Source organism: Burkholderia puraquae (assembly GCF_002099195.1).
Lineage (GTDB): Bacteria > Pseudomonadota > Gammaproteobacteria > Burkholderiales > Burkholderiaceae > Burkholderia > Burkholderia puraquae.
The window spans coordinates 132270-158019 of record NZ_NBYX01000003.1 but is presented as its reverse complement, the minus strand read 5'-3'; the positions used below and the strand labels follow the sequence as shown (position 1 = coordinate 158019).

The window sequence follows — 25750 nt, the reverse complement described above, 5'->3', positions numbered from 1 at the left end:
AAAGGCCGGGGTGACGCTCGCGACGCTGTGCCAGCTTCGCGGGTTGATCAGTCCCGGTTTCTTGCCCGCCGCGCGCTTCGCGTGCTGGCGCGGTTGTCGCGGTTGTCGCGCCACACGGCGGTCGGGCGACAGCGGTACTCGCTTTCATTCAGTTCACCCGGATGGATCAGGCTGTTCGTGCCGGACAGCGTGATGCCGATTCGTCTTCGGCCGTGCAGGGTCGCTTCGATCGCGCCTGGCCCATGCCAGCGCCGGCCGGATTAGATCGAACACCCGTCGGCCGGATTATCCGGAAGACGTTTCGTCGATAGCTCAGGGAGAAGCCATGCCACCTGGCTGCAATGCAGGCCCGTTGTCGCCCGGGTAAAGGGCGTATTTTCAACGGCGCTGCATTTTTCGGTGGTTAATGTATTCGCGAATTTTCGATTCCGGAACGGGGTGCCGCGTGCGGGCATGCCGTCCGGCGAGGTGTCGAATATCGCGTGCCGGAAATATGTGCGCATCGTTCCGGTTTATCAGGTAATGGTGTTTTCGTTGTAAAAACAATGTTCATAAAAATAATAGAAAACACCTATCAAAAAAATTTGGATAACTAAAAGCCGCGAAGCTAAGCTTCGTCTGGCCAAAATCACAAAAAACCTGAATCGAAAAGTCAACGCAATTTTATTAATTTGATAGTGATCCTTAATTTTTTGAGGATTGCTCAAGTCAGGAAGGTTGATGGCGTGCGATCTTCCTGACTCACTTCGTCCACGCCGTTTTGGAGTCGACCATGAAGAAGCTTCTGATTGCAGCAGCAGTTCTGGCGGTTTCGGGTGCAGCGTTCGCTGGTAGCGGCACGGTATCGAGCAGCAGCTCGTCGAGCGGCGGCCAGACGATGGCAGGGGTTGCCGGCTTCGGCCATTTCACCGCGACCGATTCCGGATCGGCACTCGGTGCAGCCGGCGCACTTGCCGGCGGCCCGGGCAGCGGCTCGGTCTCGTACACGAACCACACCCAATCGTCGTCGGTTAGCGGCTTCGGCTTCGGCGGCGCGCAAGCCGGCGGCAACAGCGGCGCGAATGCCGGCTCGATCGGCTGGACGATTCACCACTAAGCCGCGACGCGTAGCGTTCGTCATTGGCTGGCGGTACGGATGCCGGGTTCCGCTCGATGGGGGTAGACCCGGCTCCGCCACCGCCGAACTTACTCACGGCAAGGAATTGCTATGAAAGCCAAAGTCATTTTCGCGACAGCGCTCACCGTCTTATCGTCGGCTGCATTGGCAGCGGGTTCCTCCACGACCAACCAGACGCAATCCGTTGCGGCGGGTGTTTCCGGTTCGGTCCTGGTCGGCTCCGGCAGCTATACCAGCAATTCGACTTCGACGGCGGGCGCGAGCGCGGGCAGTACGGTGACACCCGCTGGTTCCTCCGGCACGGCATCCGCTTTCCACAACTCGACCTCGACGGCCAGCGGTTCCGGCACGAACGGGGGCGCGTTCGCGGCAGGCGGCGGTATCGGTGCCGCAGGCTCGTACGGTGGAAACAGCAGCACGAACGAGAACGCGAATGCGTTGTCGGGAGGGGTGAGCGCCACGATCGTACTCGGCGCAAACCATTACACGGCATCGAGCGCGAACGACCAGGGCGTTGCCAACGCCGGTGCCGCTGGGCTGACCGGCAGTGGTGGGTCAGGCGCGATCACGGGTTCGAATCACTACAACTCGTCGACCGTTTGGAGTACCGGTCCGGCTGGCTCACCGTCCGCATCGGGCGGAAGCCAGGGCAGTGCAAGTGCGACCGGAAGCAGTCATTAGTCAGGTGTGGGGGGGACCAGTTTCCCAGTCGACGCTGGTCTCTTTTCCCCACATTGTTGTCACGTAAGGAGTTGGCATGAAGCAGAAACTGATTGCCGCCGCTCTGATGCTCGCGTCTCTGACGGCGTATGGCGCTGACCGTATTGCCAACGACGTGCAATCGAATTTGCAGACGTCAAACAACCCTGACCAGACAACCAAACCGTCAGAACAACAAACGCTTTCTTCGGGCAGTGCCATCGGCGGACCAGACGCCCAGCAGTGGCAGGGCATGTCGGCCGGCTCATGGTCCCAGCTGGGCAACGGCTGGAAACAGTTCGGGGAAGCAGGCAAAGCTGAAGGGAATCAGGGGAATTAGTACGGTTGCCTGGGTGGGAGGTCAAACCTCGTCCGGAGAGTGAAATGAACAGCAACAGGATCAAGGTGGCATGCGCAGCGATGTTCGCGATGACCACGATCGGCGCCCAAGCGCAAACCGCCGATTCGACTTCGAGCGCGCAGTCGTCGACGTCGTCGACGGCGATCAGCCAGGGCGGCGGCTCGAGCATGAACACGAACACCACGAGCTCGCGCGGCGGTAACGCCACCAGCTCCAGCGGGGTTCGCGGTAGCGGCAATTCGAGCGTGAACGTGAACGTGACGATGCCGTCCGGCACGAGTGGCGGCTCGAGCGTCACGCCGCAGAGCGTGAGTTCGCTGCAGTCGTCCGGCGCGCCCGGCACCAACCCGTACAACACCCAGACATCGGAAAACGTCAATTACTCCGGAACGCAGACGATCAAGACGAACCCGTCGATCCAGGCGCCGGGCCTCACGACCACGCTGTCCGATACCTGCATGGGATCGGTGAGCGTCGGCGTGTCGTTCCCGGGGTTCGGTGCGACGGGCGGTACGACGCTGGTCGACCAGGCCTGCGTCCGCCGTCTCGATGCGCGTGAATTCCGTGCGATGGGCCTGACCGACGTGGCGCTCGCGCTGCTCTGCCAGAGCGACGCGAACCGGCGTGCGGTGGAAGCGACCGGGCATCTGTGCCCGGGCACGACCGCGCCGCTCGCACGTTCGAACGTGGCGCCGAGCGTGGAAGCGACGGTCGCCGACGACTTGAAGTATCACGATCCGATCGTGCGCGACCGCATGGGCTTGCCGCCGCTGGGCGCTGCCGCGCCGGCACCGGCGCAGCCCCGCCCGGTGGCGACGACCTCGGTGCAGGCGGCACCCGTGTCGGTGCCGGTACCGGTGCCCGTGCCGTCGATCGCGCCGATTGCCGCGGCACCTGCCGTTGCAGCGCCGGCCGTGGCGGCAGCACCGGCAGTGGCAACGCCCGCAGTTGCTGCCGCCGCACCGGCGATGGCCGTACCGGCCGTTGCTGCCGCGGCGCCCGCGGTGGCTGCCGCGCCCGCTGTCGCCGCCGCACCCGCGGCCTCGGTCGTACCGGCGGCCGCGATCGCAGCCGTACCGGCCGCCGCCGTGATCGCCGCACCGGCAGTTGCGGACAAGGCATCGCCGGTGCCTGCCGCGCCGGTCGCCGACACGAAGGCCGTCGAGCCCGTGCAGCCCGTCGCCGACAAGGCACCGGAACCTGCACCGGCAGTCGCCGACAAGGCCGCCGAGCCCGTGCAGCCCGTCGCCGACAAGGCGCCGGAGCCGATCCCGGCCGCGACCGACAACGCAGCGCAAGCCGCTGCCGCGCCGGCTGCGGACACGACGCCGGCGGCTGCCGTCGTCGCGGCGCCCGCAGCCGAGGTCGCGATGCCCGCCCAGGCAGCCGATGCGAAGGCCGCCGAGCCGGCGTCGGAAGCCGCGCAAGCGCCCGCGCCGGAAGCGGCGCAGCCTGCCGTCGCCGCGGCGTCTGCCGACATGCCGGCAGCCGACGCGAAGGTGCCGGAAGAAGCCGCCGTGCAGCCCGCCGGCATGCCGGCGTTGTCCGATCCGGCGCAAGGATTGCCGCTGGCGCCGGTCGACCAGCAGGCTGCGCCGGCTGTACCGGTCATGCCGGCTCCGGCTGTCATCTCGACGAGCACGTCGTCGTAAGCACACGGGTCGGACGCCCGTGCGGCCGGAACGCAGGCCGCACGGGCGTCGTTCGAACCCGATGCCCGACGTCGTTTCCTGTTTGACGGGTGTTGGTCCCATCCCCGAGGTCAACACCTCTTTTTGCCTGACGAGGATGCAAGGAGGCCTCAACCATGAGGATCTTTTGGGTCGCTCTGTTGTTGTACAGCGCACAAGCCGCCGCGCAAGCGGTATTTCAGAACCCGGCGGTCTTCGTGATCCTGGGCGAGCAGACCGCAGCGAATGCCGTGAGCGTCGCACAGGCGCTGACGACGCTCGGTCGCGCCGACAACACGGCATGCGCGCCGATGATGATGATCGGCGATCCGCAGATGATCTACATGATGCCGGAGGAGGGGCACGCGCCGTCGTGGCAATCGCCGGTGTACGGCCGTGGTGCGCCGTTCGAAGCGCAGAACGGGCCGGCGCCGACCGGCAAGACGATCGGCGCGATGCAGCATGCCGAGGACATGCAGACGCAGCCATGGAGCGACGGCAGCACGATCACGCAGAAGATCGCCGGCGAGTCGAGCGTGACGGCGGCGGATCGGGTGAGCGGGTGGCAGCGCAACGGGCTCGACTCGATCGAGACGGCCCGTTCGACGGAGGTGACGGTAAACGGCAAGACCTACCGGGCCTATCGCGACGACCTCAACCGTTCCGCGAAGCCGGTCGTCGAGCCGCAGATCTACACCCAGCGGGTCGTTTTCTGCCGATAACGAAACATCCATCCGAGGACGGCCCGACGCCGTGCCGCGGGACCACGATGCCCCGCGCTACGCGATCCGGCAACGGCCGTTTCGACAACCAACCTACACGACGAGGCCATCGTGAACTATTGCTGTCAGATCAGGGTGTCGGGCCCGCAGGATCTCGAACGCGATGCGGGTACGGCCCCGTTCGTCGCCGTCCGGCGCAAACATGTCGCACCGTCGCGGCCGCTCGTCTACCTGTCGCAGCAGCACGACGCCGCGCTCGTTGACTGTCTCGCGTCGCACGGCTGGGACGTGTGGCGCGCGAAAACCGTTGCGGACGCACTGAATCTCGTCAGGGCGAACCGTCCGCATGCGGGCATCGTCGATTTCGGCAGCTTCGCGTCGCCCGACGTCACCTCGTTCGAGACGCTGCTGCGCGATCCGCGCGTCGGCTGGGTCGCGCTCGCCGACAATGAGCGGCTGCGGGATCTCGCCATCGCGCGCCTGATTCGCCGCTGCTGCTTCGACTACGTGCGCAATGCGACCGCGTACACGACCATCGGCTACCTGGTCGGCCATGCATACGGGATGTTGACGCTCGCGGACGGCAGCCCGGACGCAGAGGCCGCGCCCGCCGGCGACACGATGATCGGCTCGTGCGACGCGATGCGCCGGCTGTTCGCGACGATCCGCAAGGTCGCGAACACCGACGCCACCGTATTCATCGCCGGCGAATCCGGCACCGGCAAGGAGCTGACGGCCGCGGCGATCCACCAGCAGTCGTTGCGTGCCGAGGCGCCATTCGTCGCCGTGAACTGCGCGGCCATTCCGTCGACGCTGCTGCAGGCCGAACTGTTCGGCCACGAGCGCGGCGCGTTCACGGGCGCGCACCAGCGCAAGATCGGCCGGATCGAAGCCGCGCACGGCGGCACGCTGTTTCTCGATGAAATCGGCGACATGCCGTTCGAGAGCCAGGCGAGCCTGCTGCGCTTCCTGCAGGAAGGCACGATCGAGCGGCTCGGCGGGCACGCGTCGATTCCGGTGGACGTGCGGATCGTGTCGGCGACCCACGTCGATCTCGAGGCCGCGATGCAGGCGGGGCGGTTCCGTGCCGACCTGTACTACCGCCTGTGCGTGCTGCGCATCGACGAGCCGCCGCTGCGCGTGCGCGGCCGCGACATCATGCTGCTCGCCGACTACGTGCTGCGACGCTATCGCGGCGACAGTTCGCACCGGATTCGCGGCTTCATGCCGTGCGCGATCGAAGCGATCCACAACTATCCGTGGCCCGGCAATGTGCGCGAGCTGATCAACCGGATCCGGTTCGCGGTCGTAATGACGAACGGCCCGATGATTTCGGCCGCCGATCTCGAACTGCACGCGTACACGTCGCGGCAGCCGCCGACGCTCGCGGAAGCGCGCCGGCAGGCCGAGCGGCGCGCCATCGAGGAAACGCTGATGCGCCACCGCCACCAGCATGCGGACGTGGCGGCCGACCTTGGCATCTCGCGCGCGACGCTGTATCGGCTGATGACCGCACACGGGCTGCACGGCTGACGCGCGGCGGCCCTCAGCCGCTCAAGACCGCGCGACATCGGCCGTTAAGACAGGAAACGGCCCGTCCGGACCGCCCGCGCAGCCATGCGCGCGCGGCCGGCACGTGGCGCATCACGCTTATCCGAGGTTATCGTGGCAGAGTGCAGTCACTGCGGCAGGACGTTCCTGGTCGGCGGGCGGTCGATCGACGGCCGACGCTATTGCCGTCCGGCGTGCGCCCGGGCGCATCCGATCGTCGTCGAGGCAGAACGGGTGCCCGACGCGAAGGTGTGGGAGTACGTGCACGACTGGCGTTACGGGCCGTGCCCGATCTGCCGTCGCGACGACCAGCCGGTCGATGTCCATGCGTCGCATCGCGTCGTGTCGCTGCTGTTCGTCACGCGCTGGGCGACGCGGCGCCACGTGTGCTGCCGGCGTTGCGGCCGCAGGAAGCAGGCGCTCGCGCTGCTGGCATCGGCCGCGTTCGGCTGGTGGGGGCTGCCGTGGGGCCTCGTGCTGACGCCGATCCAGCTTGTGCGCAACGCGCTCGGGCTGGCCGCGCGCGATCAGGCGGTCGCCACGCAGCAGTTCGAGCAGCTCGTGCGGCGCAAGCTGGCGGCGCGCCGGCTGCGGCGCGCGCAGCAGGGCGCCGGCGCCTGAGCGCGCGGCCCGGCGCGCCGCGCGCGATCAGGCGGCCGGCCGCTCGAAGCCCGATGCGACCCAGCGCTCGGCGCTGGCCTTGTTGAGCTTGAACCCGGCCGACACCTTCGCTTCGGCCAGCAGCTCGCCATACGGATCGAATGCCTTGAGCTGCGCGTACGGCTCGAACTCGTCCGGCACGATGTCGAGCGTCACCGACACATCCTGGCCGTCCTCGCCCTGGACCGTCACTTCCTTGTGCAGCATCGCGCGCCGCTGCTGCTCGTGGCGCATCAGCACCTCGGTCGCGGTCTTCACGAGCGTGCGGAACGCGTTCGCGTCCATCGGCTTCGGATTCTTCTTGTCGCGGCCCATGGTCCACGGCCCGACGAGCGCGGGCTCGGACTCGCCGTCCTTGATCATCTCGACGGCCCAGCCGTCGTCGTCTTCGTTCTTGATGATGCGGGCCGTCCAGCCGTTGTCGCGCCAGAGGCCGTCTTCGTGGATGGAGGTGTCGTCGGATTGCAGGTCGGATTCGGTCATGAGGAAAGCGGGGAGTACGGGCCAGCGGGCGCTCGGGCAGCCGGCAACAGGGCGGTGGCGCGCGGCCGGCATCGGCGCGTCGCTCGCCGCCGGCGGCCCGGCGCGGCATGCAAAGGGTGCAATTTTACCTGCTGGCCGGCCGCGTGGCCCGCGCCGCCCGCAACGCTGGCCATCCGGCCGATGTCCGCAGAGGCCGGACGCCGTGCGCCGGGCGCTCGAACCGGCGCAAATATCAAACTCGTATTACGTCCCCGACGGCCGATCCCGATGCCGTCCGATATCCCGTCCGTGCGTGGTTTCATAGAATCGACGTTCAGGCTAAAAATAGCCTGTACGTCCTTTCAACGCCAAACCGGCCGTGCGCGTCCCGCGTCGCGCGGCCGATGAACCCCCTGGAACTGCGCATGAGGAAATTCAATGTTCGCGTCGTTTTCGCGTACGACTGGCCGTTGACGCTGGCCGGCATCGAGCAGGTCGCAGGCAGCGGCTGTGCGATCGAGATCGTCGCGGTCTACCGGAGTGTGGCCGAACTGGTCGCGTCGCTCGGCGGCGTCGACTGCGATGTCGTGCTGGTCGACTATGCGATCCGCGGAGACGAGCAGATGGACAGCCTGGCGCTGTTCGACTGGCTGCGGCGCACGCGTCCGAACGTCGGGATCGTCGCACTGGTCGCGAACGAGAATCCGCTGATCTTCGGGTCGATTCTCGCGATCGGCGGCGTGAGCATCGTCAGCAAGTCCGACGAGGTCGGCCATGTCGTCACGGCCATTCATTCGAGCTACAGCGGCGGGCACTACTTGTCGCCGCTCGTCAGGCGCGCGGTCGATGCATTCGACGAGCGCGGCGAGGCGCCCGTGAAGCTGTCCGCGCGCGAGATCGAGGTCATTCGCCTGTATCTGTCGGGCGTGCCGATCAAGACGATCGCGCAACGCCTGAGCAAGGGCAAGCAGACGGTCAGCGCGCAGAAGATCAGTGCGATGAAGAAGCTCGGCGCGAGCAACGACGTCGAGCTGATCCAGCGGGCGGCGGGGCTGGGGCTCGGCACCGGCCCCGCCGCGTGACGGCCCGGCGGCGCAGCGTGAGCAAGCGGGCGCCGGGGGGGCGGCCGTCAGGCCGGCAACGCGAACCGCGTTACCGCATCCCGCAGCGCCTCGGCCTGATCGCGCAGCGAATGCGCGGCGGCCGCGGCTTCTTCGACGAGCGCCGCGTTCTGCTGCGTGACCTGGTCCATCTCGCCCACCGCGCGATTGACCTGCTCGATCCCGGCGCTCTGTTCGCGCGACGCATGGCTGATCTCGTCGAGGATCTCGTTCACGCGCCGCACCGACTGCACGATCTCGGCCATCGTCTCGCCCGCGTGCGTGACGAGCGCCGCGCCTTGCTCGACGGTCTCGTTCGACGACACGATCAGCGACTTGATCTCCTTCGCGGCCGTCGCCGAGCGTTGTGCGAGCGAGCGCACTTCGGCCGCGACCACCGCGAAGCCGCGGCCCTGTTCTCCCGCCCGCGCGGCTTCGACTGCCGCATTCAGCGCGAGGATGTTGGTCTGGAACGCGATCCCGTCGATCACGCCGATGATGTCGCCGATCTTGTGCGAGCGGCCGGTGATCTCGTTCATCGTGCGCACGACGTCGTCGACCACCGCGCTGCCGCGCGTCGCGACCTGCGCGGCCTGGCCGGCGAGCGACGCGGCCTGCGCGGCACTGTCCGCGTTCTGCTTCACGTTCGCGGTCATCTGGTCCATGCTCGACGCGGTCTGCACGAGCGCGGCCGCCTGTTCCTCGGTGCGCTGCGACAGGTCCGTGTTGCCGGACGCGATCTCGCTCGCGCCGACGTTGATGTTCTCGGTACCCATCCGCACGCGCGACACCATGTCGATCAGCCCGCCTTGCATCGTGTGCAGCGCATGCAGCAGGCTGCCGCGATCGTTGTCCTTCACGGTGACGCGCGCAGTCAGGTCGCCCTGCGCGATGCGCTGCGCGGCGTCGAGCGCCACTTCCAGCTCGCCGCCGAGGTTCGCGCGCACGCTTTTCAGCACCAGCACCATCACGGCGGTGGCGATCCCGCCGAGCACGGCCGTCATCGCGAGCCAGCGGCCGATGCTTTCGAGCACGGCCGACCGCACGTCGTTCATGTACATGCCGGTCACGAGATACCAGTCCCACGGCGCGAAGCGCTGCACGGCGCTGGTTTTCTCCTGCGGCTTGTCGGCGCCCGGCTTCGGCCACAGATACTCGACGAAGCCCTTGCCGCCCTCCATGTTGCCCGCCTTCACGATCTCGACGAACAGGTGCTTGCCGTTCGGATCGGTGAAATTCGACACGTCCTTGCCGTTGAGCTCGCTCTTGATCGGATGCATCACGATCGCGGGCTTCGAGTCGTTGATGGAGATGTAGCCGTCGGCGCCGTAGCGCATTGCGGCGATCGCCTCGAGCGCCTTCTGCTTCGCGTCGGCTTCCGGCAGCGCGTTCTGCTGCGACAGCTTGTAGTAATGGTCGGTCACGCTCGCGGCCTGCGCGACCAGCGACGCAAGCTGGTCGCGGCGGTCCGCGATCATCGAGGTGCGCGTCTGCCATGCGCCGAGCCCGGCGATGACGAGCAGGCCGAGCCACAGGATGACGATCATCGAGGCGAGTTTCTGATTCAGGGAAAGATTGCGCATGGTGTGTGGTCGGTCGGTCGTGGAAGCTCGCCGTAGCGGCGTGACGGGATAAGTGTCTTGACGGCGCGCGACGTGCAGCGCCGTAGGCGGGTTATCCCTTAGAAGGTGTTGCGAAATTAAACGGGCGCTGTGTTGGACTTTTTCAGCAAGTCAAGCAACAAGGGTCTGGAAGGGGCTGGATGCCAACGGGAATGGATAAACGACGGGAGCAGCAATGAAAGTGGAAATGATTGAGTTACCGGAAAGTATGGCGATCCATGTCGAGAAGTTGAGCGAATTGCTTGCCAAGGCGCATATGGTCAGCGTGGCAATCGGTACGTTAAACGCCCACGGCGAAGCATTGAAAGGCCTCAAAGAGTCGCGCGCGGAGTTTGAGGATGAATGGATTCGGGCGACGGACGACGGGATAGCGCATGCCGATGAACAAATCTTGTTGACTGGAACCAGCGGCCCGTCGCCGTCAATTTCGGGCAAGCGCAAAGCACGGTTGGTCATCTACTGGCGCTCCATCACGCCGATATCCACACGAAGGGCTGATGACCGGTATCGACGGCTATCTGAACTGCGTATCGACGCGCGACAACCTGTCGCCCAAGCTGCTTCTCGGTTTGCCGGTGTCGGTGCGCCTGACGACCGACCGGGGCGGCTTGCAGACCATCAACGCGATCGTTCGCGATGTGCAGGTGGGCCAATCGGACGGCGAATTGACCGTCTATCGACTAAACGTTTACGACGCTTCGCGCCGTTACTCAAAACCGCGATGATGACCAAACGGTCCGGGTCGCCTGAAAGACAGCCCAATAAGACTTCAATTCCGACGCGGGGCAGAAAGAGCGCGCCGAAGTTGCCGCCTGCCAAACTCGCCCCGACACGAATCGGCGCGCTGTCGCCTGCCAGCCCATTCGTTCCGACGCCTTGAGCGTGCGTATGGTCCGCCGGATCAAAGCCGTGAATCAGCACGCGCACATGGCCGTCTGCGTCGCAAAACACTTCCTCTCCCTCCGTGCCCACAATCGTTCCGGTCAGCAGGTGTACGGGCGGCAAATCGATCTTCGGATCGTAGGAAACCCGCCTGCGACGTTCACCCATACCGGTGCGCTGCCGGGCAACCGGTACGTGTCCGGGATCAAGACGAAGGAGATTAAGGGGCGACGTTATAACCAACTACGTCTTGACGATACCCCCTCGCAAATTTCCGCACAGCTAGCGAGCGAACATGCGCATACGCAATTGAACTTGGGGTATCTCACGCAGCCCCGGAAGGACGGACACGGGACCGACCGGGGCGAGGGTGCGGAACTGCGCACCGACGCTGCCGCCGCGCTGCGCGCCGCACAAGGCATTCTGTTGACGACCTACGCACGCTCACAGGCGAGCGGGGGGCAACTCGACCGCGACGAACTCGTTGGCCTGCCCGGCCAGTGCACGGAGCTCTTCAAATCGCTTGGCGACTATGCCGGCCAGCACGGTGGGCAAGCCGCCGACACGGCCGGGCAAGCGACCATTGCCGATGCGTTCAAGGAATGGAAGCCCGGAGGAACGGGATCGGGTGCGGCCGGCGATGGGGCCGCGCTGATGGCGTTCGGCGCGCAGGCCGGATCGCTCAACGTCACGCCGAAAACGCACGTGACCTATGCCGGCGTGAACATCGATCAAGTGGCGCAGCAACACGTGCAAGTCACCAGCGGCGAGCGTATTAACCTGCACGGAGGACGTGGCGTCGCGATGTTCGCACATAGCGAAGGCGTGTCGGCCATCGAAAATCAAGGCAAGGTCACGATTCAATCGCAGAACGACGATACGCAAGTCGATTCGGCGAAGAACATCCAACTCACTGCGGCCGGCGGCAAGCTCGCGGGCATGGCGAGCGATCAGGTGGTGTTCGTCACGTCGAGGGGCGCATATCTCAAGCTGCACGGCAGTGATATCGAACTCGGTTGCCCCGGCACCTTCACGGTGAAATCGGCCGGCCATTCGTGGGATGGGCCCGCCAGCATGTCCGCAGACATGCCGAAATTCGATCATGCGGCGCTCGGCCGCGTGCCGAAGCTCGTTCGTGCCACGGACGGCAACGCGGCGGCAGGGTTCGACGGACAGGTACAAAAGGCGTCGGGGGCGCTGTCGAATCTGAAGACCGATGCGGCCGGCGAACTGCCGGCGGTGCATGCCGACCAGTTCGAAAAGCTGGCGGTGCAGTTCGTCAAGAAGAACGTATAAGCAAGGGCCGGAGTTTTGATGACCAATTCTTTTCTCGATCCTCGACCGGTAGCCGACGCGCGCACCGACGAACCGACCACAAAATCCGATGCGGCGGGCGCAACTGCATCGCGCGGAGAACCGCCGCCTATTGTTGTGGGTCGTGCCGAAGGGCCGACCTTGTTCGACAAGGACAACCGGCTTATCTGCATCAAGCAAATGCCGTTACCCGGCATCGTCATCTTCGTGCACGGCGTGAACTCCGAAGGCGAATGGTTCGAGGCGGCGGAGGAAGGACTGTGCAAGGGCCTCAATCGTCGGCTCGGCCGTCTTGATGATCAATTGAAGTACCAAGGCATTGATGCCGGCCAGTTGACGCCCGCGAAGTACACAGAAAGCCTGACGCCGGACGGATTTCTGAATCCAGAGTTGCTTGCGGACAACTACATCAAGCCCGATCCGTCGTTCTCGAACGTGATTCACTTCCGGTGGGGTTATCGGGCGACCGCCGAAGAATTGAAGGAATACGGAGACAAGATTTTCCTGAACGAACAGGACTATTGGGGCGGCGGTCCGTTCACGAATGGATGCTCGAGTCTCCCCGATCTTTGGCATGGCGGACTTGATGATCGTGCATTCGGTTGGACAAGCGTGCAGGCCATCAACCCGACCAATCGGCCCCTGTATCGCGCGCCGCCCCGCGCGTATGGCGCACTCGCGGCCTTGCGCCTTGCCAAGTTGATCGAGTCGATCCGCCGCATGCAGGCCACTGTACCGATTACCGTCGTATGTCATAGCCAAGGCAACATTGTGGGCCTCACAGCGGCGTTCTTCGGTGATGCACTGCCCGACGTTGAAGACCCGTGGGGGCACAAGGGGCGATGCGTAGCGGACGCCTATGTGCTGGCAAATGCACCATATAGCTTCGCGAAGGGGGACGGTCCGAATAAATCTTCCACGGGAATGGATACGTGGTCGCAACGTGAGACGAAAGACCCGCACGGGAATCGCGGACGGCAGACCTACGCAGCGCGCACGCAGACGTTTGGCAAGTTTCTGTCGATCATCGGCACGCGCAAAGCCTACGAACTTCCTGCCGACAAGATCGATGAAGACATGGGGAACAGTCGGGTATCGCGGGCGAGCAACAAGTCGTATGCAGCACAGGAAGACCGTGTGCGTCACGGTCTGAATGAATCGACATATGGCCGCGTCACGGCGTACTGTTGTCCGCATGATCAGGTGATTTCGGCGGTGACGGTTCAAGGGATTGGCTGGCGCGGTATCAGCAAGCTTGAAATCAACGATATCGGTGTTCCCGGCGTACTGACGCAGCGTGTCTTCGCATCGGGTTTCGATGTCGGCGTGCAGAAAGACTATCGATATTGGGAAGACGACTGGCGACGTGTGCAGAAAGGATCGACTCCGGGATTCTGGTATCCGCCGTCGCCGCCGGCAAAATTCGGTCTGGTTGGTGCGCTCAAAGGAAACGAGTCGGTCTGGGGGATGATGGGGACATTAATTACCGCGCCCGTCATGTACGCGGGAACTGCTGCGACTGCTGCAATGAAGATGTTCCGCGTGAATGAAGACCCGCCGAAGGGCTGGACCGTGACTGCGGATGCCCCCGCGCTGGATCAACCGTTCCCACCGAAGGCGAAGCGATTCGGCAAACCGATCGTGCCGACAGAAGATGGACCGGCCAAAAGCGACTTCAACGAAGGCAACGATCCGCCGTCCGCATGGCGCGACGCGAGCAAGGCCAATGCGGACAAGCGAGCCGACGATCCCTACGACCTTTACAAGTCGAAGAACAAGGACGGTGACGCTCAAGGTACGGCTGAGAGTGAAACCGGACAACGCTACGAGGACCGCGCGCTGATGCGTTTGGAAGCACGACGTACGATGAACTCCGATTGGGTTGATAAGGACGGTCACGTGACCGGTGAGGATGGCAAGAGCGACGTGCCCGAAGGCTATACGGATTGGCGTAACAAGCAGATCACGGACGGGATGGATCGCGGTCAGACCAATAACCCGACAAACCACTCGACAACGATGACCAATGCGGATCATGCCGAATATGCGCTTGCGTATGATGTTGCCGTCGGCTTGTGTTACTTGACGCCCGATCAGTTGTACGACTTGCGGATTGAGGCTGATTGGCGGATGGGAAAAGGCATTTCGGACGACAACCCGAACAAGAAGTACGCGGGCTATTTCCAAAAGGGGCGGCTTGGTAAGTTGTCGATGCACGAGTGGGTCCACGCTGAAAACAGCGAAGGCAACATGCCCAGCAAGATTGTGGACGAGCGCGAAGGCCAGACTCATTTGAAGATCGGGGGTGTGGTATGAAGGCGCTTATCGCTACATGGCCGCGACGTGTCGCAGTCGCTGCTTTGGTATGGATGGTCGCGGCCCTACTCATGGCGACGCTGATGACACACGTCGAACAACCGGAACCGGCACACTTGGAAATGGGAGATTGGATGAAACGATTCGTAGTCGCGCCCGGCTTGTTGGCGCTCGTGGTGTTTTTGTTCACCACGGCCATGATGCGGCCGGCACAGGCTGCCCCCGCCCCGACACCCACCAACAATGCAGCGCCAGTGGCCGAAGAACCGGCGAAGCCGTTTGTCGCTCAGGTCGTCGGCCTGATTTGGTTGAATCCGCTCGAACGTAAGGACTATCCGACCGAATGGCAATTGTTGTGGACGCAAGGACTCGCCACACCGAACAAGAACGATGACATGGTCCGCACGAAGCCCGAAAAGTTTTCGTCGCTTCGATCCATCGGTGCGTTGGTGTACGGCAATCGCGGGAAGGAAACCTTCAAGGGCTTCTATCACAAATACGTCAACGAGGCGCTTGGCTTAATGCAAAGTCGTTACGCGATGAATCCGCAGTATTTCTACACTGTAAGCTCCGAAAGTTCAAAGGACTGGCGCGAACTTGCCGGAATTCACGTTGAATTAGCAATCCCCCCAAGACTTGATCCGGACTATGCCAAAGCAACCCTGGCTAATGAGATTGTCGAATACTTTGAAATCGGTCCGCCGTACCCCAAGACTCTGTGGAGCCGCGACACGCCCCCTGATGTGCAGATCACGCAAGGCGGTGCGAACGCCGGCTTTACGTCGCTGAACAAGGCGTTGAACTACTTGCAGGCGAACCCTGACAAGAGCGTGTGGGTCATGAATTGGGATGCGCCGAGTTTTCCGCCCACGGACGCGCAGATTAACGAGAACCTTGTTGTACTGTTCCTCGCCGGCCCGACCTTCAACACGGAGCGCGAACCGCTCGCATGGATCGGCAAGGCGGCGATGGGCGACACGAAGGACTTCTCGCCGAAGGTTGGCACAACGCGCACTGTGCAGGCGTGGAAGGCGACTATAGACCACGCGGCACGCAATGCCGGCGTCGCGGTTACTGACCTGAAATACATCGTCCACGATGCAGGTAAAGGCAGTGATGCGGCCTCTAACCGTCTTGTCGGCCTGTCGCAAACGCTTACCGACGTCTTGCCGGAATACGACCACTCAAAGCAGACGTTCAACACGGCGGCGCTGCTCGGCGACATGGGGACCGGTAGCGCATTGACCGACGTTGCACTGGCGATCGGCCGGATCAATCACTTTGGCGGTAACGCACTGGTTGCGGGCACCACCGATGCGGAGCATCCGGTCGCGGTTGTCGTCCTGCCGCCGTCAAAATTGACGACGATCGATCCAAACAAGGATTGGTTCCGCGCGCGTGGCGGAAACAATGCTTACCTGCCGTGGTGGGGTCGCCGACACGATACCGATTACGGTCAGCAGGGATATTCGTGGTGATGTAGTCGGCGCGGCGGCACGTGCACATGTGCGCGCTGCCGCGCCGAGTCATGCAGGGGATGGAGATATGCGGGGAATTGTCCGGGTAGACGATGTACATACGCACGGTGGCCGAGTAGAAACCGGAGCCGGTCGAGCAAGGTACTGGCTCGCGCGGTCGCTCGCATCGGCGACACGTGTTCATGTCCAATTCACGGTGCTTGCGTGATCGTCGAAAGTGACCCGGAATTCAAGGTTGAAGGCCAAGCCGCCGCGTTCGACGGCCACAAGACCTCATGCGGTGCCGAATTGATTTCATCCCTTCCGACTTCCGGACGTGTTTGAATGCGGAAGACCCGTGCATGACCGCCGAGCTGTTCCGCGGATCAAGCCGTTGAACCAGTGAGCGTTGCATGAGATATGCGTCCGGCGCCTGGGCAGCGGCGCGGGCACCGAATGAAACCGAAAGGAGGCAACGATGCGAATTCTGGTAGTAGGGGCCGGCGCGGTCGGCGGATACTTCGGCGGCCGGCTGGCCGCGGCGGGGCGCGAGGTGACGTTCCTGGTGCGCGACGGCCGCGCAGCTGCGCTGGCGCGCGACGGGCTGCTGATCCGCAGCCCGCGCGGCGACCTGACGCTTGCGAACGTGCAGACCGTGCGCGCGGGCGATGCGGGTGCCGGCGTCGCGCCGTTCGACCTCGTGCTGCTGAGCTGCAAGGCGTACAGCCTCGACGACGCGATTGTCTCGTTCGCGCCGTTCGTCGGCCCGCAGACGCTGATCCTGCCGATGCTCAACGGGATGCGCCACCTCGACGTGCTGCGCGACCGGTTCGGCGCCGCACAGGTGCTCGGCGGGCTGTGCGTGATCGCGGCGACGCTCGATCGCGAGCAGCGCATCGTGCACCTCAACGATACGCACGGCGTCACGTTCGGCGAACTCGCGGGCGGCGAATCGCCGCGCGTACGCGCAGTGGCCGACGTGCTCGGCGGCGCGGGTTTCGATGCGACGCTCAGCGACAACGTGGCCGCGCGGATGTGGGAAAAGTGGGTGTTCCTCGCGACGCTCGCCGCGAGCACGTCGCTGTTCCGCGGCTCGGTGGGCGACATTCTGGCCGCGCCGGACGGCCGCCGCCTGCTCGAGACGATGCTCGCCGAATGCAGCGCAATTGCCGAGCACAACGGCTACCGTCCCGACCCGGCCGCGATCGAGCGGATGCAGCGGATGGTGCTGACGCCGTCGCCGCTGACCGCGTCGATGCTGCGCGACGTCGAGAACCATGCGCGCGTCGAAGCCGATCACGTGATCGGCGACCTGCTTGCGCGCCGCGACCCGCAGGCGGCCGATGCGCTGTCGCTGCTGCGGATCGCGTACAACCACCTGAAGGCGTACGAAGTGCGGACGGCGCGCGAGCACGCGGCCGCGTAAGCACCGGAGCGGGCGGCCGCCCGGCCGTTCCGCGCTGCACAAATTTGCCGTCCGGCGCCGTTTGCCGCCGGATTGTGCAAAAAAGTATCGGAAATCAGGCGTAAAGTTGGTGGAGCCGCGCGCTCGATCGACCTACATTGCTTCCCATGCGACCGGTCGCGTCGCCGCGTGAAATTCGCGGTGCGCGCGCAAGCAGCCGAACAGGCCGGCCAGCGAGACATGGGAATGGAGACGCCAACGATGATGCACCCCGATCTGGAAGTGGTCGACGTGCGACGCGACGAGTCGTTCAAGGTCTGGTCGCACGGCTATCCGTATCGCACGATCCGCTGGCATTTCCATCCCGAATTCGAACTGCACCTGATCGTCGCGACGCGCGGCAAGTATTTCGTCGGCGACCACATCGGCTCGTTCGGCCCCGGCCATCTCGTGCTGCTCGGCCCGAACCTGCCGCACAACTGGGTCAGCGACATGGCCGAAGGCGAAACCGTCGAGCGCCGCAATCTCGTGATCCAGTTCGCCCCCGCGTTCGTGCGCCGCTGCATGGACGCGTTTCCCGAATGCCGCGACGCGCAGGCGCTGCTCGACGATGCGCGGCGCGGGGTCGGCTTCGATGCGGCGACCAGCGCCGCGATCGCGCCGCTGTTCGACGAGTTGCTGGCGGCGCGCGGCATGCGCCGCATCGCGCTGTTCATGACGATCCTCGAACGGCTTTGCGGGGCGGCGGAACGTACGCTGCTCGCGAGCCCCGCGTACGACCAGGCCGACGTCACGCCCACGCGGCTCAGCCATGCGCTGTCGTACATCGGCAAGAACCTCGCGTCCGAGTTGCGCGAATCCGATCTCGCACAACTGACCGGGCAGAGCGTCAGCGCGTTCTCGCGTGCGTTCCACCGCCAGACGGGCATGCCGTTCGTGCAATACGTGAATCGTCTGCGGATTGAGTCCGCGTGCCAGATGCTGCTCGCCGACGATGCGAACATCACCGACATCTGCTTCCAGGCCGGCTTCAACAACGTGTCGAACTTCAACCGCCAGTTCCGCGCGGTGAAGGGGATGGCGCCGTCCGAATTCCGCGCGCTGCAGCGCCTGAATGCGCGCAGCCGCGAGCTTGCGCTGCACGCGGCGCCCACCGGCAATCCGCTGCCGCCGCGTGTCGTCACGCCTGGCGTACCCGGGATCGTACCGCAGCCCGGATGATCGCCGGGCCGTTGCCCGCCTGAGTTTTCACCGCCGTTTTACCCAGCCGATCGCGCCGCTCACGTCGCGAGGGGCTCACTCAACCACGAAAAAGCTGCACACAATCGGAGACACCGTCATGACGCATGCATCGCCCGCTTCATCCCCCCGCCGCGCCGCCCGCATGGCGGCGGTTGCCGCGCTCGCCGTCGCGGCCTGGCTGCCCGCTGCCGCCGTGCATGCCGCCCCGCTGCGAATCGGCATGACGTTCCAGGAGCTGAACAACCCGTATTTCGTAACGATGCAGAAGGCGCTGAACGACGCGGCCGCGTCGATCGGCGCGCAGGTCGTCGTCACCGACGCGCATCACGACGTCAGCAAGCAGGTGAGCGACGTCGAGGACATGCTGCAGAAGAAGATCGACATCCTGCTCGTGAACCCGACCGATTCGACCGGGATCCAGTCGGCGATCACGCAGGCGAAGAAGGCCGGCGCGGTGGTCGTGGCCGTCGATGCGAACGCGAACGGCCCGGTCGATTCGTTCGTCGGCTCGAAGAACTACGACGCGGGCGTGATGTCGTGCGACTACCTCGCGAAGGCGATCGGCGGCAGCGGCGAGGTCGCGATCCTGGACGGCATTCCGGTCGTGCCGATTCTCGAACGCGTGCGCGGCTGCAAGGCGGGGCTTGCGAAATACCCGAACGTGAAGCTGGTCGACACGCAGAACGGCAAGCAGGAGCGCGCAACCGCGCTGTCGGTGACCGAGAACATGATCTCCGCGCATCCGAACCTGAAGGGCATCTTCAGCGTGAACGACGGCGGCTCGATGGGGGCGCTCGCGGCCATCGAGGGTTCCGGCAAGGACATCAAGCTGACGAGCGTCGACGGTGCGCCCGAGGCGATCGCCGCGATCCAGAAGCCGAATTCGAAGTTCATCGAGACGACCGCGCAGTTCCCGGCCGACCAGGTGCGCATCGCGCTCGGCATCGCGATCGCGCGCAAGTGGGGGGCGACGGTGCCGAAGGCGATCCCGGTCGACGTGAAGGTGGTCGATCGCGGCAACGCGAAGGGCTTCAGCTGGTGAACGACGTGCGATGCGACGCGAAGGGCGGCGGCACGGCCGGCGCCCTTCGCACGGAGAAGCCGATGGACACGATACTCAGGCTCAGCCACATCACGAAAAGCTTTCCGGGCGTGAAGGCGCTGTCCGACATTCATCTGGAGATTGCGCGCGGCGAGATTCACGCACTGCTCGGCGAGAACGGCGCGGGCAAGTCGACGCTGATGAAGATCCTGTGCGGCATTCATCAGCCGGATACCGGCACGATCGAGATCGAGGGCACCGCACGCCATTTCGCGGATTATCACGACGCGGTCGCGGCGGGCGTCGGCATCGTGTTCCAGGAGTTCAGCCTGATCCCGCACCTCGATGCCGTCGACAACCTGTTTCTCGGCCGCGAGCTGCGCAACCGCTGGGGGGCGCGCGACCGCAAGCGGATGCGCCATGTGGCGGCCCGCATCTTCGCGCGGCTCGGCGTGTCGATCGATCTCGATGCGCCGATCCGCGCGCTGTCGGTCGCGCAGCAGCAGTTCGTCGAGATCGGCAAGGCGCTGTCGCTCGACGCGCGCATCCTGATCCTCGACGAACCGACCGCCACGCTCACGCCGGCCGAGGCCGAGCACCTGTTCGCGATCATGCGCGAGCTGAAGCGGCAGGGTGTCGCGATGATCTTCATCTCGCATCATCTCGACGAGATTTTCGCGGTGTGCGACCGCATCACGGTGCTGCGCGACGGCCAGTACGTGGCGACGACCGACGTCGCGGGCACGGACGTCGAACAGCTCGTGCGGATGATGGTTGGCCGCCGGATCGAAAGCAGCTTTCCGCCGAAGCCGGCGCGCTCGGCCGATACGCCGCGGGTGCTGGAGGTCAACGAGCTGCAGATCGAACGCGGCGGCCCGGTGAACCGCTTCACGCTGCATGCCGGCGAGATCCTCGGCTTCGCCGGGCTGGTCGGCTCGGGCCGCACCGAAACCGCGCTCGCGGTGATCGGCGCGACGCGCGCACACCGCAAGGACGTGCGCGTGCGCGGCGCGGCGGCAAAGCTCGCCGATCCGGCCGACGCGCTGCGCGCAGGCATCGGCATCCTGCCGGAAAGCCGCAAGACGGAAGGGCTCGTCACGTCGTTCTCGATCCGCGACAACATCTCGCTGAACAACCTCGGCAAGTACCGGTCGATGCGCTGGCTGATCGACCGCCGAACCGAGGCGCGCACCACGCACGACGTGATGCGGCGCGTCGGCGTGAAGGCACCGTCGATCCACACCGAAGTCGCGACGCTGTCCGGCGGCAACCAGCAGAAGGTCGTGATCGCGCGCTGGCTGAACCATCACACGTCGGTGCTGATCTTCGACGAGCCGACGCGCGGCATCGACGTCGGCGCGAAAGCGGAAATCTACGGGCTGATGCGCGAACTCACCGCGCGCGGCTACGCCATCATCATGATCTCGTCCGAGCTGCCCGAAATCGTCGGCATGTGCGATCGCGTCGCCGTGTTCCGGCAGGGCCGCATCGAGGCGACGCTCGAAGGCGACGAGATCGATCCCGACACGGTCATGACCTATGCCACGGCCGGCACGCGAGGAGCGACCCATGAACCTGCCTGATTCTTCTTCCACGCCTTCCACGACGCTCGCGGCTACCGCCGGAAACGGCGACGCGCCGCCGCCACGCGCGATGTGGGCGCAGTTGCGGCGCTCGACGCTGTTCTATCCGCTCGTCGGCCTGATCGTCGTGTGCATCGCGATGATGATCGCGAGCCCGAGCTTCCTGTCTGCCGCGAACCTGGAAAACGTGCTGCGCCAGGTGTCGATCAACGCGATCATCGCGGTCGGCATGACCTGCGTGATCCTGACCGGCGGGATCGACCTGTCGGTCGGCTCGGTGATGGCGCTGTCGGGCACGCTGGCGGCCGGGCTGATGGTCGCGGGCGTGAACGCGGTTGCCGCGCTTGCGATCGGCATCGCGGTCGGCCTCGGTTTCGGTTTCCTGAACGGCGTGTTCGTCGCGTTCGCGGGGATGCCGCCGATCATCGTCACGCTCGCGACGATGGGCATCGCGCGCGGCCTGGCATTGATCTACACGGGCGGCTATCCGATCGACGGCTTGCCCGACTGGGTCGCGTTCTTCGGCAGCGGCAAGGTGCTCGGCATCCAGGCGCCCGTGCTGATCATGCTGGTGGTCTATGCGATCGCGTGGCTGCTGCTCGACCGGATGCCGTTCGGCCGCTACGTGTATGCGATCGGCGGCAACGAGCAGGCGACGCGGCTCACTGGCGTGCGTGTCGCGCGCGTGAAGCTGATCGTCTACACGCTGGCCGGGCTTACGTCGGCGCTCGCCGCGATCGTGCTGACCGGGCGGCTGATGAGCGGGCAACCGAACGCGGGCGTGGGCTTCGAGCTCGACGCGATCGCGGCCGTCGTGATGGGCGGCACGTCGATCTCGGGCGGGCGCGGCGCGATCCTCGGCACGCTGGTCGGTGCGCTGCTGCTCGGCGTGCTCAACAACGGGCTGAACATGATCGGCGTGAACCCGTATGTGCAGAACGTGATCAAGGGCGGAATCATCCTGCTCGCGATCTACATCAGCCGCGAACGGTCGCGGTAACGATCGATTCATCCGTCATCCAGATCATCAACGAAAGAGGCAACACATGACGACACCCGAAGCCATGCCGCGGATGACCGCGGTCGTCTGCCACGGCCCCGAGGACTATCGCGTCGAACAGGTCGCGAAGCCGCGCCCCGGCGCGAACGAGCTCGTGATCCGCATCGCCGCATGCGGGATCTGCGCGAGCGACTGCAAGTGCTATGCCGGCGCAAAAATGTTCTGGGGCGGCCCGAACCCGTGGGTGAAGGCACCCGTGATTCCGGGCCATGAATTCTTCGGCCATGTCGAGGCGCTCGGCGACGGCGCGGCCGGGCACTTCGGCGTGGCGGTGGGCGACCGCGTGATCGCCGAGCAGATCGTGCCGTGCGGCAAGTGCCGCTATTGCAAGTCGGGCCAGTACTGGATGTGCGAAGTGCACAATATCTTCGGCTTCCAGCGCGAGGTGGCCGACGGCGGGATGGCCGAATACATGCGCATTCCGCCGACCGCGATCGTCCACAAGATCCCGCTCGGCGTGTCGCTCGAGGACGCTGCGATCATCGAGCCGCTGTCGTGCGCGATCCATACGGTGAACCGCGGCGACGTGCAGCTCGACGACGTCGTCGTGATCGCGGGTGCGGGCCCGCTCGGGCTGATGATGACGCAGGTCGCGCACCTGAAGACGCCGAAGAAGCTCGTCGTGATCGACCTGATCGACGAACGGCTGGAACTCGCGCGGCAGTACGGTGCCGACGTGACGATCAACCCGAAGCGCGACGACGCGCGCGAGATCGTGCGCGCGCTCACCGACGGCTACGGCTGCGACGTCTACATCGAGACGACCGGCGCACCCGTCGGCGTGAGCCAGGGGCTCGACCTGATCCGCAAGCTCGGCCGCTTCGTCGAATTCAGCGTGTTCGGCGAGGATGCGACCGTCGACTGGTCGATCATCGGCGACCGCAAGGAGCTCGACGTGCGCGGCGCGCATCTCGGGCCATACTGCTATCCGGTTGCGATCGATCTGCTCGCACGCGGGCTCGTCACGTCGAAAGGCATCGTCACGCACGATTTCGCGCTGGAGGACTGGGACGACGCGATCCGCGTCGCGAAATCGCCTGAATCGATCAAGGTGCTGCTGAAGCCGGCCCGCTGACGGCCGGCGTGCGCCTCACCGGAGACATCATGGAATACGTCATAGGCGTCGACATCGGCACCCAGAGCACCAAGGCGCTGCTCGTCGACCGGCACGGCACGATCGTCGCGCGGCGCTCGGCCGGCTACCAGCCCGATACGCCGCGCCCGCTGTGGGCGGAGCAATGGCCGCAGGTGTGGTTCGACGCGGTGCTCGCGTGCATCGCGGGCTGCGTGAGCGATGCGCGCGCGCAGGGCGTGCCGGCCGATGCGATCCGCGCGGTGTGCGTGGGCAGCCTGTACGGCGGCTCGGGCATCCCGGTCGACAGCGACATGCGGCCGATCCATCCGTGCCTGATCTGGATGGACCGGCGCGCGACCGCGGAAGTCGACTGGGTCGAGGCGAACGTGAACGTCGAGCGGCTGCGCGTGATCACGGGCAACGGCGTCGACAGCTATTACGGCTTCACGAAGATGCTGTGGTTGCGCGACCAGCGGCCGGACGTGTGGGCGAACGTGCGTTATTTCCTGCCGCCGAACGCCTACGTGATCTACCTGCTGACCGGCGAGGTCGCGGTCGATCACAGCTCGGCCGGCAACATCGGCGGCGTGTACGACGTCGCGCGCCGCGAGTGGTCCGACGACGCGCTCGACATGCTCGGCATTCCGGCGACGATGATGCCCGAACGGCTCGTCGACTCGACGGACATCGTCGGCGGGCTGCTGTCGCAATGGACGGAACAGCTCGGGCTGCCGGCCGGCACGCCCGTCGTCGCGGGCGGTGTCGATGCGGCCGTCGCGACCTTCGCGGCCGGCGCGACGCGTACCGGGCAACATGTCGCGATGATCGGCACCAGCATGTGCTGGGGGTACGTGAGCCGGCATGTGGATGCGCGGCACGGGCTCGTCAGCATGCCGCACGTGTTCAACGGGCAGCGCGACCTGTACGTGTTCGGCGGCGCGATCACCGCAGGTGCGTCGGTCGCCTGGTTTCGCGACCGGTTCTGTCAGGCGGAAATCGATGCGGCACGCCTGCTGCCGCACGGCGATCCGCACGTGTTGCTCGAGGAAGCGGCCGAAAGCGTGCCGCCGGGCGCCGACGGCGTGCTGTTCCTGCCGTACCTGATGGGCGAGCGCAGCCCCGTATGGGACGCGAAGGCGAACGGCGCGTTCGTCGGGCTGAGTCTCGCGCATACGCGCGCGCACCTGTATCGCGCCGTGCTCGAAGGCGTCGCGTTCGCACTGCGGCACAACATCGAGGCCGGCCGCCGCGGCATGGCTGCGCTCGACGACCGGCTGATCGTCGTTGGCGGGGCCGCGCATTCGGCGCTCTGGATGCAGATCATCGCGGATGTGACGGGCTTCCCGGTGTGGACGATCGAGCAGGACGTCGAAGCCGCGATGGGAGCGGCCTTGCTCGCGGGCGTCGGGGCAGGGCTCGTGTCACACGACGACGCGCAGGGCGGATGGGTCACGCTCGTCGAGCGCGCGCGGCCCGATGCCGAACGTGCGAAAGCGTATGCAGCGCGCTTTGCGCTCTACACGGCGCTGTATCCGGCGCTCAAACCGATCATGCACGGGTTGCACACGGCATCATGAAGACACGATTCGATTTCGGCGGTTCGCGGGTGCTCGTCACGGGGGCGTCGAGCGGGATCGGGCGCGCGTGCGTGGTCGCGCTGGCGCAGGCGGGCGCGCGCGTCGTCGCGGCGGGGCGCGACCTGGCCGCGCTCGATGCGCTCGCCGGCGAGACAGGGTGCGAGACGTTGCGCGTCGATGTCGGCGGCGACGAGCATGCGATCGACGCGGCGCTTGCCGTGCACGGGGCGTTCGACGGCCTCGTCAATTGCGCGGGGATTGCGTCGCTCGAACCGGCGCTCGATGTCGGCGCCGAGCATTTCGATCGCGTGATGGCCGTCAATGCGCGTGGCGCGGCACTCGTCGCGCGAGCCGTAGCGCGCAAGATGATCGAGCGCGACGGACGCGGCGCGGCGAACGCACGGGGCAGCATCGTCAACGTATCGAGCCAGGCCGCGCTCGTCGGCTTGCCCGCGCATCTGAGCTATTGCGCGTCGAAGGCGGCGATGGACGCGATCACGCGCGTGCTGTGCATCGAACTCGGGCCGCACGGCATTCGTGTGAACAGCGTGAACCCGACCGTCACGCTCACGCCGATGGCGCAGTTCGCGTGGAGCGAGCCGGAGAAGCGTGCGCCGATGCTGGCCGCGATTCCGCTCGGGCGATTTGCGGAGCCGGACGAGGTCGTCGAACCGATCCTGTTTTTGCTGAGCGATGCGGCGTCGATGGTCAGCGGCGTATCGCTGCCGATCGACGGCGGGTACACGGCGCGCTAGGCGACGTCATGCGGCGACGGTGCGGCCGGTGACCGCCCGTGACGCGAAACAGGGACGAATGTGCGGGGTGCCCGAACG

Annotated in this window: 22 protein-coding genes and 3 pseudogenes; 21 read left to right on the top strand and 4 right to left on the bottom strand. The window is 65.4% G+C overall.

Features of this window, described 5'->3' with window-relative positions; all coding sequences use genetic code 11:
• Positions 1 to 772: 772 nt before the first annotated feature.
• The 7 genes from B7G54_RS07650 to B7G54_RS07620 all read left to right on the top strand — a co-directional run bounded on the left by B7G54_RS07650 (position 773) and on the right by B7G54_RS07620 (position 6741).
• A complete protein-coding gene (locus tag B7G54_RS07650; protein WP_085038543.1) occupies positions 773 to 1096 on the top strand; it encodes a hypothetical protein in 324 nt (107 codons plus the stop codon).
• Between the two features lie 111 nt (positions 1097 to 1207).
• Positions 1208 to 1798, top strand: a complete 591-nt coding sequence (locus B7G54_RS40105) for a hypothetical protein (RefSeq protein WP_085038542.1) — start codon at positions 1208 to 1210, stop codon at positions 1796 to 1798.
• A gap of 76 nt (positions 1799 to 1874) precedes the next feature.
• A complete protein-coding gene (locus tag B7G54_RS07640) occupies positions 1875 to 2156 on the top strand; it encodes a hypothetical protein (RefSeq protein ID WP_011354481.1) in 282 nt (93 codons plus the stop codon).
• 44 nt (positions 2157 to 2200) lie between these two features.
• The gene (locus tag B7G54_RS07635) at positions 2201 to 3829 is read left to right on the top strand and encodes a chemotaxis protein CheA (protein WP_085038541.1); all 1629 of its coding nucleotides are present in this window, start codon (positions 2201 to 2203) and stop codon (positions 3827 to 3829) included.
• A gap of 155 nt (positions 3830 to 3984) precedes the next feature.
• A complete protein-coding gene (locus tag B7G54_RS07630; protein WP_085038540.1) occupies positions 3985 to 4569 on the top strand; it encodes a hypothetical protein in 585 nt (194 codons plus the stop codon).
• Between the two features lie 111 nt (positions 4570 to 4680).
• Positions 4681 to 6102: a sigma-54 dependent transcriptional regulator gene (locus B7G54_RS07625; protein WP_106408950.1), complete on the top strand. Its 1422-nt coding sequence runs from the start codon at positions 4681 to 4683 to the stop codon at positions 6100 to 6102.
• 132 nt (positions 6103 to 6234) lie between these two features.
• Positions 6235 to 6741 (top strand): hypothetical protein, encoded by a 507-nt coding sequence (locus B7G54_RS07620; RefSeq protein ID WP_085038538.1) that lies wholly within the window; start codon positions 6235 to 6237, stop codon positions 6739 to 6741.
• Between the two features lie 27 nt (positions 6742 to 6768).
• Here the strand turns inward: B7G54_RS07620 and B7G54_RS07615 are convergent, their stop codons facing one another.
• Positions 6769 to 7263: a hypothetical protein gene (locus B7G54_RS07615; protein ID WP_059485433.1), complete on the bottom strand. Its 495-nt coding sequence runs from the start codon at positions 7261 to 7263 to the stop codon at positions 6769 to 6771.
• 404 nt (positions 7264 to 7667) lie between these two features.
• Here B7G54_RS07615 and B7G54_RS07605 point away from each other — a divergent pair, with 404 nt between their 5' ends.
• The gene (locus tag B7G54_RS07605; RefSeq protein ID WP_085038842.1) at positions 7668 to 8324 is read left to right on the top strand and encodes a LuxR C-terminal-related transcriptional regulator; all 657 of its coding nucleotides are present in this window, start codon (positions 7668 to 7670) and stop codon (positions 8322 to 8324) included.
• 47 nt (positions 8325 to 8371) lie between these two features.
• Here B7G54_RS07605 and B7G54_RS07600 read toward each other — a convergent pair whose 3' ends face one another.
• Complete coding sequence (locus B7G54_RS07600) at positions 8372 to 9925, bottom strand: methyl-accepting chemotaxis protein (protein ID WP_085038537.1); 1554 nt, start codon at positions 9923 to 9925, stop codon at positions 8372 to 8374.
• Positions 9926 to 10075: 150 nt separating this feature from the next.
• On the bottom strand, positions 10076 to 10420 hold the full coding sequence (locus tag B7G54_RS38975) for a hypothetical protein (protein WP_165765553.1): 345 nt from the start codon (positions 10418 to 10420) through the stop codon (positions 10076 to 10078).
• A 41-nt stretch (positions 10421 to 10461) separates the two neighbouring features.
• Between B7G54_RS38975 and B7G54_RS07595 the strand changes: the two genes are divergently transcribed.
• A complete protein-coding gene (locus B7G54_RS07595) occupies positions 10462 to 10689 on the top strand; it encodes a contractile injection system protein, VgrG/Pvc8 family (protein WP_085038536.1) in 228 nt (75 codons plus the stop codon).
• Here the strand turns inward: B7G54_RS07595 and B7G54_RS39595 are convergent.
• Positions 10664 to 10990 (bottom strand): annotated as a pseudogene (locus B7G54_RS39595) (phage baseplate assembly protein V); the annotation flags it as partial. The gene B7G54_RS07595 and the pseudogene B7G54_RS39595 overlap by 26 nt on opposite strands.
• Here B7G54_RS39595 and B7G54_RS07585 point away from each other — a divergent pair.
• The 12 genes and pseudogenes from B7G54_RS07585 to B7G54_RS07530 form a co-directional block, all read left to right on the top strand.
• Positions 10988 to 12142, top strand: a pseudogene (locus B7G54_RS07585) (DUF2345 domain-containing protein); the annotation flags it as partial. The pseudogenes B7G54_RS39595 and B7G54_RS07585 sit on opposite strands and share 3 nt — an antisense overlap.
• 18 nt (positions 12143 to 12160) lie before the next feature.
• Positions 12161 to 14476, top strand: a complete 2316-nt coding sequence (locus B7G54_RS07580; protein ID WP_175130507.1) for a T6SS effector phospholipase Tle3 domain-containing protein — start codon at positions 12161 to 12163, stop codon at positions 14474 to 14476.
• A complete protein-coding gene (locus B7G54_RS07575) occupies positions 14473 to 15954 on the top strand; it encodes a virulence factor (protein ID WP_175130508.1) in 1482 nt (493 codons plus the stop codon). The genes B7G54_RS07580 and B7G54_RS07575 overlap by 4 nt, the downstream gene beginning before the upstream one ends.
• A 67-nt stretch (positions 15955 to 16021) precedes the next feature.
• A pseudogene (locus B7G54_RS07570) lies at positions 16022 to 16278 on the top strand (PAAR domain-containing protein).
• 133 nt (positions 16279 to 16411) lie between these two features.
• The gene (gene panE, locus B7G54_RS07565) at positions 16412 to 17359 is read left to right on the top strand and encodes a 2-dehydropantoate 2-reductase (protein ID WP_085038535.1); all 948 of its coding nucleotides are present in this window, start codon (positions 16412 to 16414) and stop codon (positions 17357 to 17359) included.
• Positions 17360 to 17599: 240 nt separating this feature from the next.
• On the top strand, positions 17600 to 18559 hold the full coding sequence (locus tag B7G54_RS07560) for an AraC family transcriptional regulator (RefSeq protein ID WP_085038839.1): 960 nt from the start codon (positions 17600 to 17602) through the stop codon (positions 18557 to 18559).
• A 118-nt stretch (positions 18560 to 18677) separates the two neighbouring features.
• Entirely contained in the window at positions 18678 to 19622 is a 945-nt protein-coding gene (locus B7G54_RS07555) for a substrate-binding domain-containing protein (RefSeq protein ID WP_085038534.1), read from the top strand.
• Between the two features lie 62 nt (positions 19623 to 19684).
• A complete protein-coding gene (locus B7G54_RS07550; protein WP_085038838.1) occupies positions 19685 to 21205 on the top strand; it encodes a sugar ABC transporter ATP-binding protein in 1521 nt (506 codons plus the stop codon).
• A complete protein-coding gene (locus B7G54_RS07545) occupies positions 21192 to 22205 on the top strand; it encodes an ABC transporter permease (RefSeq protein ID WP_011354493.1) in 1014 nt (337 codons plus the stop codon). The genes B7G54_RS07550 and B7G54_RS07545 overlap by 14 nt, the downstream gene beginning before the upstream one ends.
• 46 nt (positions 22206 to 22251) lie before the next feature.
• A complete protein-coding gene (locus B7G54_RS07540) occupies positions 22252 to 23340 on the top strand; it encodes an alcohol dehydrogenase catalytic domain-containing protein (RefSeq protein ID WP_085038533.1) in 1089 nt (362 codons plus the stop codon).
• Positions 23341 to 23369: 29 nt separating this feature from the next.
• Complete coding sequence (locus tag B7G54_RS07535; RefSeq protein WP_085038837.1) at positions 23370 to 24917, top strand: FGGY-family carbohydrate kinase; 1548 nt, start codon at positions 23370 to 23372, stop codon at positions 24915 to 24917.
• Positions 24914 to 25672: an SDR family oxidoreductase gene (locus tag B7G54_RS07530; RefSeq protein WP_085038532.1), complete on the top strand. Its 759-nt coding sequence runs from the start codon at positions 24914 to 24916 to the stop codon at positions 25670 to 25672. The genes B7G54_RS07535 and B7G54_RS07530 overlap by 4 nt, the downstream gene beginning before the upstream one ends.
• Positions 25673 to 25750 lie beyond the last annotated feature (78 nt).

Coding starts and splice junctions, on each gene's coding strand:
- B7G54_RS07605 (WP_085038842.1), top strand. CDS start 7,668: ATGAGGAAATTCAATGTTCGCGTCGTTTTCGCGTACGACTGGCCGTTG.
- B7G54_RS07530 (WP_085038532.1), top strand. CDS start 24,914: ATGAAGACACGATTCGATTTCGGCGGTTCGCGGGTGCTCGTCACGGGG.
- B7G54_RS07575 (WP_175130508.1), top strand. CDS start 14,473: ATGAAGGCGCTTATCGCTACATGGCCGCGACGTGTCGCAGTCGCTGCT.
- B7G54_RS07615 (WP_059485433.1), bottom strand. CDS start 7,263: ATGACCGAATCCGACCTGCAATCCGACGACACCTCCATCCACGAAGAC.
- B7G54_RS07540 (WP_085038533.1), top strand. CDS start 22,252: ATGACGACACCCGAAGCCATGCCGCGGATGACCGCGGTCGTCTGCCAC.
- B7G54_RS38975 (WP_165765553.1), bottom strand. CDS start 10,420: ATGACCAACCGTGCTTTGCGCTTGCCCGAAATTGACGGCGACGGGCCG.
- B7G54_RS07545 (WP_011354493.1), top strand. CDS start 21,192: ATGAACCTGCCTGATTCTTCTTCCACGCCTTCCACGACGCTCGCGGCT.
- panE (WP_085038535.1), top strand. CDS start 16,412: ATGCGAATTCTGGTAGTAGGGGCCGGCGCGGTCGGCGGATACTTCGGC.
- B7G54_RS07580 (WP_175130507.1), top strand. CDS start 12,161: ATGACCAATTCTTTTCTCGATCCTCGACCGGTAGCCGACGCGCGCACC.
- B7G54_RS07555 (WP_085038534.1), top strand. CDS start 18,678: ATGACGCATGCATCGCCCGCTTCATCCCCCCGCCGCGCCGCCCGCATG.
- B7G54_RS07630 (WP_085038540.1), top strand. CDS start 3,985: ATGAGGATCTTTTGGGTCGCTCTGTTGTTGTACAGCGCACAAGCCGCC.
- B7G54_RS07550 (WP_085038838.1), top strand. CDS start 19,685: ATGGACACGATACTCAGGCTCAGCCACATCACGAAAAGCTTTCCGGGC.
- B7G54_RS07640 (WP_011354481.1), top strand. CDS start 1,875: ATGAAGCAGAAACTGATTGCCGCCGCTCTGATGCTCGCGTCTCTGACG.
- B7G54_RS07635 (WP_085038541.1), top strand. CDS start 2,201: ATGAACAGCAACAGGATCAAGGTGGCATGCGCAGCGATGTTCGCGATG.
- B7G54_RS07535 (WP_085038837.1), top strand. CDS start 23,370: ATGGAATACGTCATAGGCGTCGACATCGGCACCCAGAGCACCAAGGCG.
- B7G54_RS07560 (WP_085038839.1), top strand. CDS start 17,600: ATGATGCACCCCGATCTGGAAGTGGTCGACGTGCGACGCGACGAGTCG.
- B7G54_RS40105 (WP_085038542.1), top strand. CDS start 1,208: ATGAAAGCCAAAGTCATTTTCGCGACAGCGCTCACCGTCTTATCGTCG.
- B7G54_RS07650 (WP_085038543.1), top strand. CDS start 773: ATGAAGAAGCTTCTGATTGCAGCAGCAGTTCTGGCGGTTTCGGGTGCA.
- B7G54_RS07595 (WP_085038536.1), top strand. CDS start 10,462: ATGACCGGTATCGACGGCTATCTGAACTGCGTATCGACGCGCGACAAC.
- B7G54_RS07600 (WP_085038537.1), bottom strand. CDS start 9,925: ATGCGCAATCTTTCCCTGAATCAGAAACTCGCCTCGATGATCGTCATC.